This window comes from Allochromatium warmingii (genome assembly GCF_900107145.1).
GTDB lineage: Bacteria > Pseudomonadota > Gammaproteobacteria > Chromatiales > Chromatiaceae > Thermochromatium > Thermochromatium warmingii.
In genome coordinates, this window is record NZ_FNOW01000002.1 from 76,073 (window position 1) to 92,880 (window position 16,808).

A 16,808-nucleotide genomic window follows, 5' to 3' on the forward strand; every position below is an offset into this window, starting at 1 on the left:
GTTATGTCGTCTATGATATAACGCCCCACTCGGAGCGCGAGACCAATGACACAGCGCCTAGAACAGGGTTTAGCGACCAGCGGCGCACTGCGGCTGGATCTCAACCAGCAGCGGTTTGCTGGGCATGGCCGCATCGATCTGTTGCGCCAGATTGCTGCAACCGGCTCGATCTCGCAGGCGGCCAAATCGCTCGGTTTGTCTTACAAACAAGCGTGGGATGCGGTCGATGCGATGAATAATCTGGCACCAGAACCGCTGGTGCGGCGTCAGGTCGGCGGGCGGCAAGGTGGCGGGACGGCGCTAACCGAGGCGGGGCAACGCCTGATTGCAGTGTACGCGGCAGCAGCGCGTGAGCATCAGCGGTTTTTGGCGCGGCTGAACGCGAGCATTCAGGATTTCGACCAATTTAATGCCCTATTAGGAACACTGAGTATGAAAGTCAGTACCCGCAATCATTTACGCGGTCTGGTATCCGCGATCAAACTCGGCGCGGTCAATGCCGAAATCACGCTCGATATCAATGGCGATCCATTGGTTGCCATTATTACGAATGACAGCGTTGAGGCGCTCGGATTGACTATTGGCGCGGAAGCTTTCGCGCTGATTAAAGCTTCATTTGTTATTCTGGCAACCGAAGATGGCGGCCTCAAAACCTCAGCACGTAATCGGCTGTGCGGTGTTGTTGAACGCATTGTGACCGGCGCAGTGAATACCGAAGTGGTGCTGGCGCTCGATGGTGGCACGCGCTTGACGGCGATGATTACCAATGACAGTACAACTGAATTAGGTTTGACGGTCGGCGGTCGTGCTTGTGCTTTAATTAAAGCGCCGCATGTCATTCTCGCCGTCAAAGATTAAGCGGCCCGCGCTCATGTTTAATATTTAACGATTTTTTAAGGTCAATCGTTATAGTAATTCTAATATAGCGATTGACTGAATAACCCGATCAATCATTCTCTGGAGTTCTCACAATGCACAGCCTGACCAAAACAATCAGCGCCTTTGCTTTATTAATAATGACTGCAACCACGCACGCCGAAACCGTACAGATTGCAGTCGCGGCTAATTTCACTGCGCCGATGAAAGAACTTGCCGTCGCATTTGAAGCCGAAACCGGACATCGCGTCGAAGCCGCGTTCGGCTCATCGGGCAAGTTTTACGCGCAGATTAAAAACGGTGCGCCCTTCGCCATGCTGCTTGCTGCTGATGCCGCCACGCCCGCAAAACTCGATGAAGAAGGTCTGGCCGCGCCCGGCACGCGCTTTACCTATGCCATCGGCTCGCTCGTGCTGTGGAGTGCGGATCCCAAGCGCGTGACCGATGGGGCCAAAGTACTCAGTCGCAACGACTTCCGCAAGCTCGCTATTGCTAATCCGACGCTTGCGCCCTATGGCGCGGCGGCGGTCGAAGTGATGCAGGCACTTGGCTTGGAACAGATGCTCGAACCCAAGCTGGTCAAGGGTGACAACATCGCGCAGACCTATCAATTTGTTAGCACCGGCAATGCCGAACTCGGCTTTGTTGCGCTCTCTCAGGTCGCCAAAAATGGCCAAATTCGTGAAGGTTCTGGCTGGATTGTGCCAGCGGAACTTTACACGCCGATTCGTCAGGATGCGGTGACGCTCAAATCCGGCGCGGACAATCCGGCAGCGCAGGCGTTCGCCGACTATCTCAAGGGCGAGAAAGCGCACACGATCATTGAAGCTTACGGTTATCGGTTCTGAGCGGGGGTGACAGGCGATGGGATTTTCTGACGCCGATCTACAGGCTATTGGGCTGACCCTGCGGCTGGCCAGTTTAACTACGGTGCTGCTGCTGCTGATTGGGACGCCGATTGCGTGGTGGCTGGCGCGTACCCCATCGCACTGGAAAGGGCCGGTTGGAGCGGTGGTCGCGCTGCCGCTGGTGCTGCCGCCGACGGTGCTTGGGTTTTATCTGTTAGTGGCAATGGGGCCGAATGGCCCGCTCGGTCAGGTGACACAAGCGCTCGGCATCGGGCTGCTGCCGTTTACGTTTTGGGGCTTGGTGATTGCGTCGGTGTTTTATTCGATGCCGTTTGTGGTGCAGCCGATCCAGAACGCGATTGAAGCACTCGGCGACCGGCCGCTCGAAGTGGCCGCGACCTTACGCGCTGGCCCCTGGGATCGGTTTTTTACTGTCGTCGTGCCATTAGCGCGACCGGGCTTTTTGACCGCCGCGATTCTCGGCTTTGCCCACACGGTCGGCGAATTTGGCGTAGTGCTGATGATCGGCGGCAATATTCCGGGCGAAACGCGCCTCGTCTCGGTGCAAATCTACGATCACGTCGAGGCAATGGATTATGCCCAAGCGCATTGGTTAGCGGGCAGCATGGTGCTCTTTGCCTTTTTGGTGCTGCTCGCGCTCTACACTCTCAACCCGACGCAACGCCGTTTTTAAGCCACGCTCATGTCTGATACCCATATTCACGCCCGTTTTCAGCTCACCTATGCCGATTTTGCGCTCAACGTTGATCTCACCTTACCCGGACGCGGGGTCACGGCGCTGTTTGGACATTCAGGTTCGGGCAAAACGACGCTGCTGCGTCTGATTGCGGGCTTAAAAACCGTGCCAACTGGCTATCTGTGCGTCAATGGCGAGGTCTGGCAAGACGGAACAACCTGTGTGCCGACGCACAAACGACCGCTCGGCTATGTGTTTCAGGAAGCAAGCCTGTTTCCGCATCTCTCGGCACGCGGCAATCTCGAATACGGCATGAAGCGCGTCGGCAGCGCGATGGATCGCGCCGCGCTAGAACAGGCCGTCACATTGCTGGGCATCGGCCATCTGCTCGAGCGGCGGGCGCATCAGCTCTCCGGCGGCGAGCGGCAGCGGGTGGCGATTGCGCGGGCGCTGGCACTGCATCCACGTTTATTGCTGATGGATGAGCCGCTGGCGGCGCTCGATCTGGCGCGTAAACAGGAAATTCTGCCGTATCTGGAGCGCCTGCACGATGAACTCGAGATTCCGGTGCTCTATGTCAGCCATGCGCCCGATGAGGTGGCGCGGCTGGCTGATACCGTAGTGATGATGGAGCAGGGCGAGGCGCGGGCGGTCGGGCCGGTCGCCGAGGTGTTTAGCCGACTGGATCTGACGCTGGCGCAGGATCAGGAGGCAAGCGCGATCATCGAGGGCGTGGTGTTGAGCCATGATGATGACTATGCGTTGACGCGGCTGACGATTCCCGGCGGACGGCTGACCGTTTCGCGGCTGGCGCGGGCGCTTGATGAGCGGGTGCGGGTGCGCATCCATGCACGGGATGTCAGTATAGCGCGGGATGAGCCGGGGACATCGAGTATCGTCAACATTCTGCCAGCGCGGATTGTCGAACTACGCGAACTCGATCCAGCACAGGTGCTGGTGAAACTGGCCACCGGCAGCGGTGAGCAAACGCCACTGCTGGCGCGGATTACCCGCTATTCCTGCGACCGACTGCATCTTCAGGTCGGACAGCCGGTGTTTGCGCAGGTCAAGGCGGTGGCGTTGATGGATTAGGCTGTGCTAGAGCGGTCAGCAAGAAAACAGTCGCTTCATACTGGCCGCTGGAAGCTGGTGGCTGATAGCTGGAAGCTCCCCGCCGCTTGCGTTATCATCCGCGCCCTGATTGTTTCAATTATTTCACTAATTTTGATCCCAGTCGTGAGCAGTCACGGGGATCAGCGGAGCACAACATGGGTGTCGGCGGCATCAGTATTTGGCAACTGTTGATTATTCTGGTCATCGTCGTGTTGTTATTCGGCACCAAGCGCCTAAAAAACATCGGCGCTGATCTCGGTGACGCGATTCGCGGCTTTCGTAGCTCAATGTCGAACTCCGAAAACAAAGCGGACGCCGATGCCGCCTCTCAGCCCAATGACACGACCACCACAACGACTACCAAGTCGGATCGCGCTTGAACTGCGCCGTATCTGTCCTGTTTCTATCCTTTTAGCGACCTGATTTCAGTGAGCCTGCCGCGATGTTCGACGTTGGCTTTCAAGAACTGATTCTAGTGGCGATTGTCGCCCTGGTCGTCATCGGCCCCGAGCGCCTGCCGCGTGCGGCGCGGGTGGCCGGTAAATGGGTCGGTCACGCTCGCCGCACGCTCTCTAATGTCAAGCACGAGATCGACCGCGAACTCAAGGCCGAGGAACTGAAAAAAGTGCTTGATGAGCAGGCACGCTCTTATCCGCTCGATACCCTGCTCGACGATCCCGCGCCGCCAACCACGCGCCGCGCCGATCCGTCTCCGCCCTCGCAAACTCCCCGTTCCTGATTGATCGCACGGCATCAAACCGATCTATCTCATTGATCTGTTTGATCGATTTGCGCGAACTGACCGATGCGTCCCCAGCGGGCGCTTGTTCCAACGCCGTGCATCCCTCATGTTGTCGTGGCCACACTCCATTCACTTTAGCGAGTCTAGCCAACGTTCATGCTGCGTCGAAGCCTCCCGATCCTGATTCTGCTTGCCGGCGTTGGGATCTTCGTTTTACTCAAATTAACCCGCCCCGCGCCGCATCCGGTTGCGCCAACTGAACGCATTTGGCGGATCGAAGCCGTCGCGGTGCAGCCGAGCGCCCAGCATCCGATACTGCCGCTCTTCGGTCAGGTCGAAGCGCCCGACCGTGTGCAGGTTGCGGCACCGGTCGCCGGACGCCTGCTGGAACTGCGCGTGCGCGACGGCGAACAGGTCGCCGCTGGTACTGTTCTGGGGCAACTCGATCCGCGTGATCTGCAACCGCGTGTCACCAAAGCCCGCGCCGAGTTGGAGAAAGAGCGCCTAAAACTCAGTCACGATCAACAAGCATTGGCGCAAGAGCGCGAGATTTTGCGTTTGGCACAGGTGGCGCTCGAACGCGCCGAGACCGTGCAAGCCAAGCAACTGGGTTCGGTGTCGAGTGTCGATGACGCCCGCGAGCGTCATGCACGAGCGCAACTAGCCGTGACCCTGCGTGAGCAATCACTTGCCGAGCATCCGGCACGGCTTGCGGCGCTTGAAGCCGTGCTGTCGGAAGCTGAACGCGATCTGGCACGCGGCACGCTGCGTGCGCCCTTTGCCGCCCGTATTGGCGTGGTCAAAGCGGCGGCGGGCGATCAACTGCAAGCCAATCAAACGCTGCTGACACTCTATCCGCTTGCTGGTCTCTATGTACGCGCCAAGATCCCCGGCCGCTATAGCGACGAATTGCGCCAAGCACTGGCCGCCGGGGAACAGCTCACCGCCAGCGGCCAGTCTGCCGGACGGACTCTACAGGCGGTGCTCGAACGGCTGTCCGGTGAAGCTGATGCACGCGGAGTCGATGCGCTGCTGAAGCTCGCGCCCGACGCGCCGCTGCCACTCGGGGCGCTGGTTGAACTGCGCTTACAACGTCCGCTCGCGCCTGACACCATCGCCGTGCCCGTTGCTGCGCTGCATGGCGGGGATCGGCTGTTTGCGGTGCGCGATGGGCGCTTGCAGAGCGTGCCGATTGAGCGCGTCGGCGAACTCGATACCGGCGCGGGAGCTGGTCAGGTATTGCTTCGGGTGCCGACGCTGCAACCCGGTGAGCGGGTGATGACGACCCATCTGCCCAACGCGATTGATACGCTCAAAGTCGAGGTTGTGGAATGAATCCTGGGCTGATCGCCGTCTTTGCGCGTCATCGGCTGTTGGCCAATCTGTTGATGGCGGCACTGCTGATTCTCGGCGTCATCAGCTTGACGCGGATGAATATTCAGTTTTTCCCGACCTTTGCGCTCGATGTGATTTCGGTGCGTGTGGTCTGGAGCGGCGCATCAGCGGAAGATGTCGAGCGCGGTATTGTGATTCCGCTCGAAGAACGGCTCAAAACCGTCGATGGCCTCAAAAAACTCACCGCGACCGCCGCGCAGGGCATCGCCAGTCTGTCGGTCGAGCTGCAAGAGAACACCGATCCGCTGCTGGCGCTCGATCAAGTCCGGCAGCGCGTCGATGAGTTCCGCAATCTGCCCAAAGATGCCGAAACGCCGCAGATTAGCCGCGTCTCGCGCTATGAATCTGTCGCACGGGTGCTGGTTTCGGGGCCGAGTGTCGAAGCCCTGCGCCCCTGGGTGCGGCAGTTCGAGCGCGATTTGCTGGCACGCGGCATTGATCGCGTCGATCTCTCCGGTTTGCCTGAAGAGCGGATTGCGATTGAAGTGCCCGGGCCGGCGCTAGAGACACTCGGCCTCTCGCTCGATGGCATCGGCGAGCAGGTGGCGCGGATCGCCCGCGATCTGCCAGTTGGCATCGCCGGTGACGCCGACGGCGCCCGCGAACTGCGCAGTTTGGAGCAGCGCCGCGAGCCGCTGGCTTTTGAAGATCTGCCGATTCTCACCGATACGCGCACGCTGGTGCGGCTTGGTGATGTGGCGACCATCGTGCGCGAGGCGCGTCCGGCGAGCTTGGCGCTGGCACCGATTCCGGTCGGGCTGGATGCTGAAGCCTTGCAACAGACGCCGGTCACGGTCGAACTGCTGGTGCAACGCGCCGAGCAAGGCCATTCGCTCAAAGCAGCGAAGATTTTCGAGCAGTGGTTAGCTGATACCGAACCGACCTTGCCGCCCGCTATTGAACTGACTGTTTTTGATGCGCAATGGCAGGTGATCGAAGATCGCATTGATCTGCTGATTCACAACGGCCTGCAAGGGCTGACGCTGGTGTTGGTGATGCTGTTTGTCTTTCTGCCCGGGCGCGTCGCGTTCTGGGTGGCGATGGGCATTCCGGTTGCGTATATGGCGGCGCTGGCGCTGCTGTGGGCGTTCGGCGGCACCATCAACATGATGAGTTTATTTGGACTGCTGCTGACACTCGGGATCATCGACGATGATGCCATTGTGATTGGCGAACATGCTGAGGTGCGGTTTCGGCAAGGTCTCTCGCCGACGGATGCGGCGATCAGCGGCGCACAACGCATGTTCTGGCCGATTTTCGCCTCCGGTTTGACGACGATTGCCGCTTTTTTGCCGCTGATGCTGGTCGGCGGTGTGATGGGGAATATTTTGGGTGATATTCCGTTCGTGGCGATCATGGTGCTGCTGGCGTCCTTGATCGAAGTGTTTTTAATCATGCCGGCACATCTGCGCTCGGCCTTTGAGCATCACGCCGAGGCGATTGTCCCGCGCTGGCGCGTGCGCGTGAATGCGGCATTTGACCGCTTCCGCGATCAAGTTTATCGGCCTATCGTCGTCTGGGCGCTGCATTGGCGCGGGGTGACGGTGAGTATCGTCGCGGTGCTGCTGCTGTTGGCGATTGGGCTGCTGGTCGGCGGGCGGGTGGCGTTCGTGTTCTTCCCGACGCCCGAATCTCAGGTCGTCTTTGCCAATGCGACCTTTGTTGCTGGCACGCCGCGTGAGCAAACCGCTGAATTTTTAGCCGAACTCGAACGCGCTCTGACTAAAACTGACGCGGATTTCGGCGGCGGACTGATTGAATCGGCGGTGGCGCGACTCGGCGCAACCGTCGCTGCCGAGGGCGGATCCGGGGCAGCGGGCGATCAGTTGGCCTCGATTCTGGTGCAATTGGTCGCCTCCGAATACCGCGAGGTGCGCAATGAGCAATTTTTAGCCGCGTGGCGGGCGAATGTGCGGATGCCAGCCGGATTGGAAAGTCTGGTGATTTCCGCCCGTCGCGCTGGGCCGCCGGGCCGCGATCTGAATTTGCGCTTGATGGGTGAGGATGGCGAACGGCTCAAAGCGGCGGCGCTCGAATTGGCGCAAAGCTTAGAAAGCGTTCCGGGCGTGTCCGATTTGGTCGATGACATGCCGTTCGGACGGGAACAGTTGATCTATCGCCTCACGCCCGCTGGACAGGCGCTCGGCTTTACGACTGAATCATTGGGCCGTCAGTTACGTGCCGCCTTTGATGGATATTTGGCACAGCTCGTTCAGGTCGGTCAGGATGAATTAGAGGTGCGCGTGCTGCTGCCGCGAGCTGAACGGGTGCGCCTCAATGCGCTCGAACAGTTACAGGTGCGCACCGCAGATGGCCGCTTTGTGCCACTGAGTAGCGTTGCCCGCTGGGAAGCGCGGCGCGGTTTTGAAGCCTTGCGCCATGCCGATGGGCGGTTAGCTGTTGAGGTTTCGGCAGACATCGACCGAGCGTTAGCGACGCCAGACACTGTGCGACAGGCGCTCGAACGCGATCTGTTGCCGCGTTTGGTTGCCCAATACGGGCTTGATTACAGCTTTGAAGGTCGCGCCGCCGATCAACGCGAAACGCTCGGCGATATGCGTCTCGGGCTGATTTTGGGGCTGGCGCTGATTTATATGATTCTCGCCGCTGTGTTTAGCAGTTGGGGCTGGCCGCTGGTGGTGATGACGGCAATTCCGCTCGGGCTGGTCGGCGCATTGGGCGGGCATTGGCTGCTGGGACTGGATTTGACGCTGCTGTCGCTGTTCGGATTGTTCGGATTGTCGGGAATTGTCGTCAATAACGCGATCATTTTGGTCAGCATGTATCACGAACTGCGCGAAACCGGCATGGATGTTGACGACGCGCTGGTTGAAGCGGCGGTCTCACGATTGCGGGCGATGTTGCTAACCTCGGCGACTACGGTGGTTGGCTTGGGGCCGTTGATTTTTGAGACCAGTCTGCAAGCGCAGTTTTTGATTCCGATGGCGGTGTCGCTGGCGTTCGGCGTGGGCTTTTCGACCATTTTGGTGCTGATCTTTACGCCAGCGTTATTGTCACTGCATGAGAGCGCCCATTGTTGGTTACAGGGGGGGCGATGAAACCCATCTGTTGCATTGAGACAGCTATGCTTCACGCGATTGACAACACACGTCTGCGGGCGCAGGTGCGCCGACTGGCATAACCGCCAACAACTGTTTCGAGGGTGCCGCGTTTCATGGTTCTACGCTTACACCGCACCCACCTTCCCCATCGCGCCGCGCTGGTGCTGCTCAGTCTGCTTGTACTGCTGACCGCTGGCAGTCTGTGGCTCTGGCTGGCCAGCGACGCACCGCACGCGCCGCGCTTGGTGCGCGTCGGTCTCTATCAAAATCCGCCCAAAGTTTACACCGATGCCACCGGCCATCCGGCTGGGCTGTTTATCGAGTTGTTGGAGGCCATCGCCCGCGCCGAAAATTGGCAGTTAAGCTATGTTCCCTGCCAATGGTCAGACTGTCTCGACCAGCTCGCCGCTGCTGAACTCGATTTGATGCCCGATGTCGCGTTTTCGAGCGAACGGGCGCAACGCTTTGACTTTCATCAGGTGTCTGTCGCAAGCAGTTGGTCGCAGCTCTACAGCCGCCCGGAGTTGCCGATCTACAGTCTCGACGATCTGGCCGGGCGACGCATCGCGGTGCTGCACGGCGGCATTCAACAGACGTTTTTCGATCAGTTGATGCGCGGGGTCAGTCAGGATTATCAAGCCGTGCCAGTCGGCTCGCTCGAAGCCGGCTATGCCGCTGTGGTCGCCGGAGCCGCCGATGCGGTGGTGACCAACAGCTTTTTTGCCGCTCGCAATGGCGCACAGTATCGCCTGCGCGAGACGCCGATTCTGTTTCTCCCCAGTACGCTCTATTTTGCGACCACCAAGCAGCACAACGCCGATCTGCTTGCCCAGCTCGACGCCCATCTCACCGCATGGCGACGTGATGCCAACTCGATTTATTTCACTGCACTGCGTCAGGCGATGGCATTGCCGCCGCAGGTGCTGATTCCGCATTGGGTCGGCTGGTCGCTATTGGGCTTGGGTGTGGGGCTGGTACTGCTGCTCGTGCTCAGTATGCTGTTGCGCTGGCTGGTCGCGCAGCGCACGCGGGCGCTGGTGCGCACCACCCAGGCGCTGGAAGATGAACGGGCCAATCTCGAATCTCAGGTCGCGGCGCGTACCGCAGAGCTGCAAGCCTTGATGGAAGAGATGCAGGCGGCGCGATCCCTCGCCGAAGCCGCCACGCGCCTGAAATCGGAATTTCTCGCCAATATGAGCCACGAGATTCGCACCCCAATGAACGCGATCTTGGGCATGTTGCATCTGGCGCTCAACAAACCGCTGACGCCCGATGTCCACAATCATCTGAGCAAGGCGCATCAATCGGCTCAGACCCTTTTGAGCTTGATTGATGACATTCTCGACTTTTCCAAAATCGAGGCTGGCAAACTCACGCTCGAACAGGTCGAATTTGGTCTCGACCGTCTGCTCGAACAGGTGACGGATACCATCGGCGGACAGGCCGAGCGCAAGGGCATCGAGTTTTTGATCCGCTATGACATCGACATTCCGCCGACGCTGATCGGCGATCCGCTGCGCTTGACGCAGGTGCTAGTGAATCTGTGCGGCAATGCGCTCAAGTTCACCGAACGCGGCGAAATCGAACTGGCGCTGCGCCAGCTCAGTCGGGATGCGCAGACACTGAGGCTGCAAATTTGTGTGCGTGATACCGGCATTGGCTTAACTGCCGAGGCGCAGGCGCGGCTGTTTGCGACCTTTACTCAAGCCGATCAATCGACCACGCGCCGCTTTGGTGGCTCAGGGCTAGGCTTGGCGATCAGCAAACGCTTAGTTGAGCTGATGGGCGGGCGGCTGTGGATCGAAGAATCAACTCCGGGTCAGGGCACGACCTTTTGTTTGACGGTGCGCTTGCAGATCGCGCAGCAGGCGTTGGCACGACGCCAGGCGCTGATTGCGCAAACCAGCCCGCTGCTCGACGGCGTGCGGCTGTTGGTCGTCGATGACAATGCCGTCTCGCGGGAAATTCTCGCCGAGATGTTGCGCGTGTTTCAGATCACCGTCGATACCGTTCCCAACGGGGCAGCGGCGCTCACCGCCGTGCGGGCCGCGACCGCACAGCCCTATGATCTAGTGCTGATGGATTGGCGGATGCCGGGCATGACTGGCGATGAAACCACGCGCTGTATTCATCGTGACCCGCTGTTGATGCCGCCGCCCAAGATCGTCATGGTCACGGCCTATGGACGCGAAGATGTGCGACGACTGGCCGAACAAGCCGGCGTCGATGGCTTTTTGATTAAGCCGGTCTCGCCCTCAACCCTGCTCGATACCACGCTCTCGGTGCTTGGACGCGGGCGACTGCTTGATGCGCCTGAAGCGCCCAGTACGCACGCGCCAACGGTCGCCGCACCGACCCAGTTAGCCGGAGCGCGGGTGCTGTTGGTCGAGGACAATGCGATTAACCGTGAATTTGCCAGTGAATTACTGCGCAGTGTCGGCTTGCTGGTCGATGAAGCCGTTGATGGGCAAGCCGCCGTTGCGCAGGTACAGCAGGCGGATTATGACGCAGTGTTGATGGATATTCAGATGCCCGAACTCGACGGCCTCGAAGCCACGCGCCGCATTCGCGCATTAGCCGCGACCGTGCCCGATGGCGAGCGGTTTGCGCAGTTGCCGATTATCGCCATGACCGCGCTGGCGATGGCGCAGGATACCGAACGCAGTCGCGCCGCTGGGATGAACGATCATGTCAGCAAACCGATCAATCCGGCGCATCTGTTCCAAGTGCTCGCGCACTGGATCGGGCGACCGCTTGCGCCCGACGCGCCCAACGACCGCGACTCTGTGCCGCTGCCGCCGGAATTAGCCAAGCTCACAACACTGAACGTGCGCGAAGGTGTGCATCGCATCGGCGGGCGTGTGGACGCCTATCGCAAACAGTTAGCGCGTTTTCGTCAACATTACACAGAGGCAGCGCCACGCTCGAACGACTGCTCATCACCGCGCCTCTGTCTGAAGCCGAGGCGTACTGTCATGCGCTCAAAGGCTTAGTCGGCAATCTCGGCGCAACTCAGCTTTATGACCAGCTCAATCAACTCGACGAGCAACTCAAGCGCACGGAATGCCCGTCTGCCGCTACCTTGCAGCCGTTACATGACAACTGGGCGCGGTTGATCGACGAGATCACAACCCTCGAACAGGCGACAGATGCGCTGGCCCCCGCGCCCGCCGCCGCGCCGCTGACCCGCGAACAGCTACAAACAGTGGTCGCGCATCTGCTCCAAGCCTTAAGCTATGATTTAGGTGCAGTTGAACCGCTGCTGGCGCAATTACGCGCCGCTGCCCCAGATGCGACCGTCGCCGCTGCGGTCGCCGCGATTGCTGAACAGTTTGAAGTCTTTGCAATCGACGACGCCTTAGCACTGACTCATGCCTTGCGCACACGTTTAGACACTGAAACGGATGTTGCCTCATGCTGAACGCGCACCGCCCGCGTCTTCTGATCGTCGATGATGTGCACGAAAATTTGCACGCATTGATGCAGATGCTCCGCGACGATTACGCCATCACTGCCGCAACCAATGGGGAAAAGGCGCTCGAACTCGCGCAGCGCACGCCGCTGCCGGATCTGATCCTGCTCGATATTAAGATGCCGGGCATGGACGGCTATTCGGTACTCGCGCATCTAAAAGCTAATCCGCTCACGGCTGAAATTCCGGTGATCTTCGTCACCGCGCTCGCGGAATCCGCTGATGAAGCACGCCGCCTCAAACTCGGCGTTGCCGATTACATCACCAAGCCGATCAACTCCGAACTGTTGCGCCGTCGCCTCAGCACGCACCTGCAACTGCGCCACTATCGGCGACAGCCGCTGCTGTTTGACCTCGCCGCGCCAGTTGCGCCGGTCGATTTGAGCCAGCGCCCCAGTCTGCTGGTCGTCGATGATATGCCGGGCAATATCCACGAACTGCTTGAAGCCCTCAAAGACGACTATCGCATTCAGGTCGCCTGTTCGGGCGCGAAAGCCGTCGAGCGCGTCGCCAGTGCCCATCCGCCCGATTTGGTGCTGCTCGATATTTTGATGCCCGAAATGGATGGTTATGAAACCTGCCGTCAGATTAAAGCCTTGCCGGTTGGGAATCGGCTGCCGGTGATTTTTGTCACCGTCATTGATGCGACCGAGCAAAAAGTACGGGGGTTTGCTGCTGGTGCTGCCGATTACATCACCAAGCCGTTTGATATTGACGAAGTGCGCGCACGGGTACGCACACATTTGGAATTAGCGCGTCTACGCCATGAACTCGAAGCGCAAGTCGCCCAGCGCACAGCATTATTAGAACAGAGCGAAGAAAAATATCGCGTGCTCGCTGATTATTCGCCAAATTGGGAATATTGGAACGGCCCCGATGGGCAATATCTCTATGTCTCACCGGCGTGCGAGGCGATTTCTGGCTATGCACCAGCGGAATTTTTTGCCGATCCCGAGTTAATGGAGCGGCTGATTCATCCCGATGATTTGAGCAATTGGCGCAACCATGCCAGCAATGCCGAGGGTACAGTTGGCCCGTTGATGTTTCGACTGCGCTCACGCCAACAGAATGAACGCTGGATTGAACATATTTGCACACCCGTTTATGACCGTTCAGGGCGCTATTTAGGGCGGCGCGGTTCAAATAGCGATATTACTGAGCGCCGTCGCGCTGAACAAAAACTCGACTTTATTACCCACCGCGATCCCTTAACGCGCCTCGCCAATCGCTCGCTGTTTCGGGAATTACTCCACAATGCCATTGAGCACGCAGCGCATACGCACAGCCGTTTAGCGTTGCTGTTTCTCGATCTCGACAATTTCAAAACCATCAATGAAAGCCTCGGGCATAGTCTCGGCGATTTACTCATTATTGCCGTCAGTCGTCGTTTGCAGGCGCTGCTGCCCGATAATCGAACATTAGCGCGGATTGGTGGCGATGAATTTAATGTCATTCTCGATTTTGACAGCGAGCAACCCGGCATTGATTTAAGCGCCCAACATTTGCTAGATAGCTTAAAACAACCATTTTTAATCGACGGCACTCCGGTTTATATTGGGGCCAGCATTGGCGTGGCGCTCTATCCGACTGATGGCGCAGATGGCGAGCTGTTACAGCGCAATGCGGAAACGGCGCTGCATCAAGCTAAACAACAGGGACGCGGGTTATTACGCTTTTTTTCACCCGAAATGACGCAACGCGCTAAAACGCGGCTTCGTTTAGAAGCCGATTTGCGCCGCGCTATCGAACGCGATGAATTACTGTTGTATTATCAACCGCAGGTTGATTTGCCGCACCGCAAATTAGTTGGGCTAGAAGCCTTAGTGCGCTGGCGACATCCACAGCGCGGATTAGTGCCGCCTGGGGATTTTATTCCTCTGGCCGAAGAAAGCGGTTTAATTGTAAGCATGGGTGAATGGGTGTTGCGCACCGCCTGTCGCCAAATTAAGCATTGGTTAGAAACCGGCATTGCGCCGCAACAAACAGCGGTGAATGTCTCAGCCGTACAGCTCAGTCATGGTAGTTTAGTAGAGCGCGTGCAGAAAATTCTGGATGAAACCGGCATTCCGCCGCAACGCCTCGAATTAGAAATCACCGAAAGCTTTATTATGGCTGACAGCGAGCAGTCTTTTACATCATTAACGGAATTGCGGGCGCTTGGCGTGCGGCTATCGATTGATGATTTCGGCACCGGCTATGCGTCATTTGGGTATTTGCAACGCATCGCTGCGCAAAAACTCAAGATTGATTTATCTTTTGTCCGCGATATGACCACTAATAGCAGCAATGCCTCGATTGTCCGCGCCATTATTGCACTCGGGCATAGTCTGGGATTAAACGTGCTCGCCGAAGGTGTGGAATCATCGGAACAAGCCGATTATCTGCTGGCGCTCGGATGCGATGCGATTCAGGGCTATTTGATTAGCCGCCCGCTGCCCGTTGATGAAATCACGGCGTTTTTGGTGCAGGCGCGGGGGGATTTTTCCGGTCACGACGCTTGAGCTTCATGACCAACCCCCCCCTACTCACAACCCCACCCCCGCCGCCCGTAGCCGCTGCTTGGGTCGATGCAGGTCTAACAGCGTATGTTGCTGACCGCTAAATAGATCGGTGCGCACCGTTTTTAACGCTTGCAGCCAGCGCGTTGAAGCGGCGCAGTCCGGCGCATCGTTCGCCTGCCCACGACATACCCGCTCCCCATGCGCCGTCACCGCCCAATGCACGCCGGGCAACGGGCGCACGCGCTCGGCGGTTTGCTGCGACGCAGTTAGCTGCAACAGACTCGGGCGCGTGTCGCCGAGCAATTCCAGCAGCAGCGCCGGAAGCTGATAGGCCGGCAGATCGCCGACGGCCAGCGGCCCGCGCTTACCATCAATTACAATCAACGGCGTTGCGACTAAAGTACGAAACATCGCATCGGTCAATGCGCCGCGCTGAGGTGCTAAGACACCCGATTCGGTATAGCCGCCAAAATTCGGTTTTAATGCTGGCAAATGATCGCCAAATAGTACAATTAACGCTTCGGGATCGGTTGCGCGTACAGTGCGCACAAAATCCATCAATTCACGCGATTTGTAATACAGCGTATTGGCATAAGCGGCGATGATGTCATGTCCAGCAGCGGCGGTGATAAGCGGCGGACGGTGTTCGTTTAATGGATAAGGCAGATGACCAAAATAGGTGAGGATATAATTAAACACCGGACGCGGATCATGCGCTTGATGCGCCAGCTTATCCATGACTTGTCGATATAATGACGCATCGCTGAGAAAAGCGCGATTCATGTCATCTAATACAAAATCGCGCTCTGACCAATAGGTTTCAAAACCAATGCGCCGATAGGCATTAACGCGATTCCAAAATGATGCAGCATTCGGATGCGATGCCAGACTGTGATAACCCGCTTCACGCAAATGCGCTGGTAAACAGGGCACATCGCGCTTGAGTCCGGTTTCAAAAAAGACGTTATCTGCGGTGACTGGAAAACCGCAGAGCACTTCAAATTCGGTATTAGCTGTGTAACCGCCGAATACCGGCGCGAGCAAATGCGCTTGACCGGCTTGCGCCCAGAGTTGCCGAAATGCCGGATCGAGCGGATCGGCAGATAAGTGCGCGGCGGTTAATAGCGTCGGATCCCAAAACGATTCGAGCACGATCATGTGCAGCGCACGTTTTGGATGCGGTGCCGCGAGCGATGTGTTGACGGGCAGCAGCGGCGCAGTAGACAACTCCGCAAGCTGTTGCAGCGCAGTATCGACCTGCGCGACCGTCGGCGGTGGCTCGCGCCGCGCCAGAGCGCGGCTGGTTTCTTGCAGTAGATGAATCGGCAAGCCACGCGCCTGATAATTCGCTGGTTGATTCCAGACGGAATGCCCAAAATGGCGATCCATCTGGGCTATTAGCGGTACCGGAAATTGCAGCAGCGCCGTGATCGCCCCCGCGAGCAGTGCCAGCGTGATCCAGGTTGTGCGCCGCGTCCAAGCGATTGATCCGAGCACCAGCAGTGTCGGCACCGCCACCAGCAGCCCCGCGCCGATCAGTGTCCAGCCCTCGAAGAGTAGGAAGAGATTGCGAGCGGCGGCGAAGTCATCCGGCATCAGTGGTGCGCCGAGGGTGGCGAGCTTCATCGCATTGCTAAAGGTCAGCACACTCAACAGCGCCATTGCTGCCAGCAAAAAGCGCGGTAACGACTGTGCCAGCGCAAACAACACCGCGCCCAATAACAGATGCGCGAGCAGATCGCGCAGATAGGCGGCATCCGCGAGGCGCATGTCGAGCAGATGATTGCTGATCCAGAGCGCAAGCGCGTGCCAGAGAGCGACAGCCATCAGCGCCGCACACCAAGCGAGCAGACGCGGGTAAGGATGCGTGAGAGCAGGAACACGGATCATGGCGGCGAAAACATCCAAAATAGCAGTGACAAAGCCGATTGTGACCGGAGAAGCGTACCGAATGCGTCACAGCGTTGTCGCAGAATCTTCACCAAATCGCCATTTTTCCATAATGTTTCGTCACTGAACCGCGACCCCAGCAACTTGCCTATAATCGACCTGTTTTGCAGCCGCGCTTGCTCTTGATCGCGGGTCGCTCACGTTTCGCCGGA

General features: G+C 58.5%; 12 protein-coding genes. 11 read left to right on the forward strand and 1 reads right to left on the reverse strand.

Going from position 1 to position 16,808, the window contains the following annotated elements:
* The first annotated feature begins 45 nt into the window (after positions 1-45).
* The 11 genes from BLW10_RS01080 to BLW10_RS01130 all read left to right on the forward strand — a co-directional run bounded on the left by BLW10_RS01080 (position 46) and on the right by BLW10_RS01130 (position 14,706).
* Positions 46-858 carry a TOBE domain-containing protein gene (locus BLW10_RS01080; RefSeq protein ID WP_091331634.1) on the forward strand — a complete coding sequence of 271 codons (813 nt, stop codon included), beginning with the start codon at positions 46-48 and terminating at the stop codon, positions 856-858.
* 113 nt (positions 859-971) lie between these two features.
* Entirely contained in the window at positions 972-1,724 is a 753-nt protein-coding gene (gene modA, locus BLW10_RS01085; RefSeq protein ID WP_091331637.1) for a molybdate ABC transporter substrate-binding protein, read from the forward strand.
* A gap of 16 nt (positions 1,725-1,740) precedes the next feature.
* Entirely contained in the window at positions 1,741-2,418 is a 678-nt protein-coding gene (modB, locus tag BLW10_RS01090; protein WP_091331639.1) for a molybdate ABC transporter permease subunit, read from the forward strand.
* A 9-nt stretch (positions 2,419-2,427) separates the two neighbouring features.
* Positions 2,428-3,513 carry a molybdenum ABC transporter ATP-binding protein gene (modC, locus tag BLW10_RS01095; RefSeq protein WP_091331640.1) on the forward strand — a complete coding sequence of 362 codons (1,086 nt, stop codon included), beginning with the start codon at positions 2,428-2,430 and terminating at the stop codon, positions 3,511-3,513.
* 176 nt (positions 3,514-3,689) lie between these two features.
* Entirely contained in the window at positions 3,690-3,914 is a 225-nt protein-coding gene (gene tatA, locus BLW10_RS01100) for a twin-arginine translocase TatA/TatE family subunit (protein WP_091331717.1), read from the forward strand.
* Between the two features lie 62 nt (positions 3,915-3,976).
* On the forward strand, positions 3,977-4,273 hold the full coding sequence (gene tatB, locus BLW10_RS01105) for a Sec-independent protein translocase protein TatB (protein WP_091331642.1): 297 nt from the start codon (positions 3,977-3,979) through the stop codon (positions 4,271-4,273).
* Positions 4,274-4,432: 159 nt separating this feature from the next.
* Entirely contained in the window at positions 4,433-5,611 is a 1,179-nt protein-coding gene (locus BLW10_RS01110) for an efflux RND transporter periplasmic adaptor subunit (RefSeq protein WP_091331644.1), read from the forward strand.
* A complete protein-coding gene (locus BLW10_RS01115) occupies positions 5,608-8,730 on the forward strand; it encodes an efflux RND transporter permease subunit (RefSeq protein ID WP_091331646.1) in 3,123 nt (1,040 codons plus the stop codon). Before BLW10_RS01110 ends, BLW10_RS01115 begins: the two co-directional genes overlap by 4 nt.
* A 116-nt stretch (positions 8,731-8,846) precedes the next feature.
* Positions 8,847-11,726 carry a response regulator gene (locus BLW10_RS01120; protein ID WP_091331648.1) on the forward strand — a complete coding sequence of 960 codons (2,880 nt, stop codon included), beginning with the start codon at positions 8,847-8,849 and terminating at the stop codon, positions 11,724-11,726.
* An 89-nt stretch (positions 11,727-11,815) separates the two neighbouring features.
* The gene (locus BLW10_RS01125) at positions 11,816-12,154 is read left to right on the forward strand and encodes a hypothetical protein (protein WP_091331650.1); all 339 of its coding nucleotides are present in this window, start codon (positions 11,816-11,818) and stop codon (positions 12,152-12,154) included.
* Positions 12,148-14,706, forward strand: coding sequence for a two-component system response regulator (locus tag BLW10_RS01130; protein ID WP_091331652.1), 2,559 nt, complete (start codon positions 12,148-12,150; stop codon positions 14,704-14,706). The genes BLW10_RS01125 and BLW10_RS01130 overlap by 7 nt, the downstream gene beginning before the upstream one ends.
* Positions 14,707-14,730: 24 nt before the next feature.
* Here BLW10_RS01130 and BLW10_RS01135 read toward each other — a convergent pair whose 3' ends face one another.
* Positions 14,731-16,596, reverse strand: a complete 1,866-nt coding sequence (locus BLW10_RS01135) for an LTA synthase family protein (RefSeq protein WP_091331654.1) — start codon at positions 16,594-16,596, stop codon at positions 14,731-14,733.
* Positions 16,597-16,808: the final 212 nt, after the last annotated feature.

Bases quoted from the DNA above. Each gene is read 5' to 3' on its own strand.
- BLW10_RS01080 (WP_091331634.1), top strand. From the start codon at position 46: ATGACACAGCGCCTAGAACAGGGTTTAGCGACCAGCGGCGCACTGCGG.
- modA (WP_091331637.1), top strand. From the start codon at position 972: ATGCACAGCCTGACCAAAACAATCAGCGCCTTTGCTTTATTAATAATG.
- modB (WP_091331639.1), top strand. From the start codon at position 1,741: ATGGGATTTTCTGACGCCGATCTACAGGCTATTGGGCTGACCCTGCGG.
- modC (WP_091331640.1), top strand. From the start codon at position 2,428: ATGTCTGATACCCATATTCACGCCCGTTTTCAGCTCACCTATGCCGAT.
- tatA (WP_091331717.1), top strand. From the start codon at position 3,690: ATGGGTGTCGGCGGCATCAGTATTTGGCAACTGTTGATTATTCTGGTC.
- tatB (WP_091331642.1), top strand. From the start codon at position 3,977: ATGTTCGACGTTGGCTTTCAAGAACTGATTCTAGTGGCGATTGTCGCC.
- BLW10_RS01110 (WP_091331644.1), top strand. From the start codon at position 4,433: ATGCTGCGTCGAAGCCTCCCGATCCTGATTCTGCTTGCCGGCGTTGGG.
- BLW10_RS01115 (WP_091331646.1), top strand. From the start codon at position 5,608: ATGAATCCTGGGCTGATCGCCGTCTTTGCGCGTCATCGGCTGTTGGCC.
- BLW10_RS01120 (WP_091331648.1), top strand. From the start codon at position 8,847: ATGGTTCTACGCTTACACCGCACCCACCTTCCCCATCGCGCCGCGCTG.
- BLW10_RS01130 (WP_091331652.1), top strand. From the start codon at position 12,148: ATGCTGAACGCGCACCGCCCGCGTCTTCTGATCGTCGATGATGTGCAC.
- BLW10_RS01135 (WP_091331654.1), bottom strand. From the start codon at position 16,596: ATGATCCGTGTTCCTGCTCTCACGCATCCTTACCCGCGTCTGCTCGCT.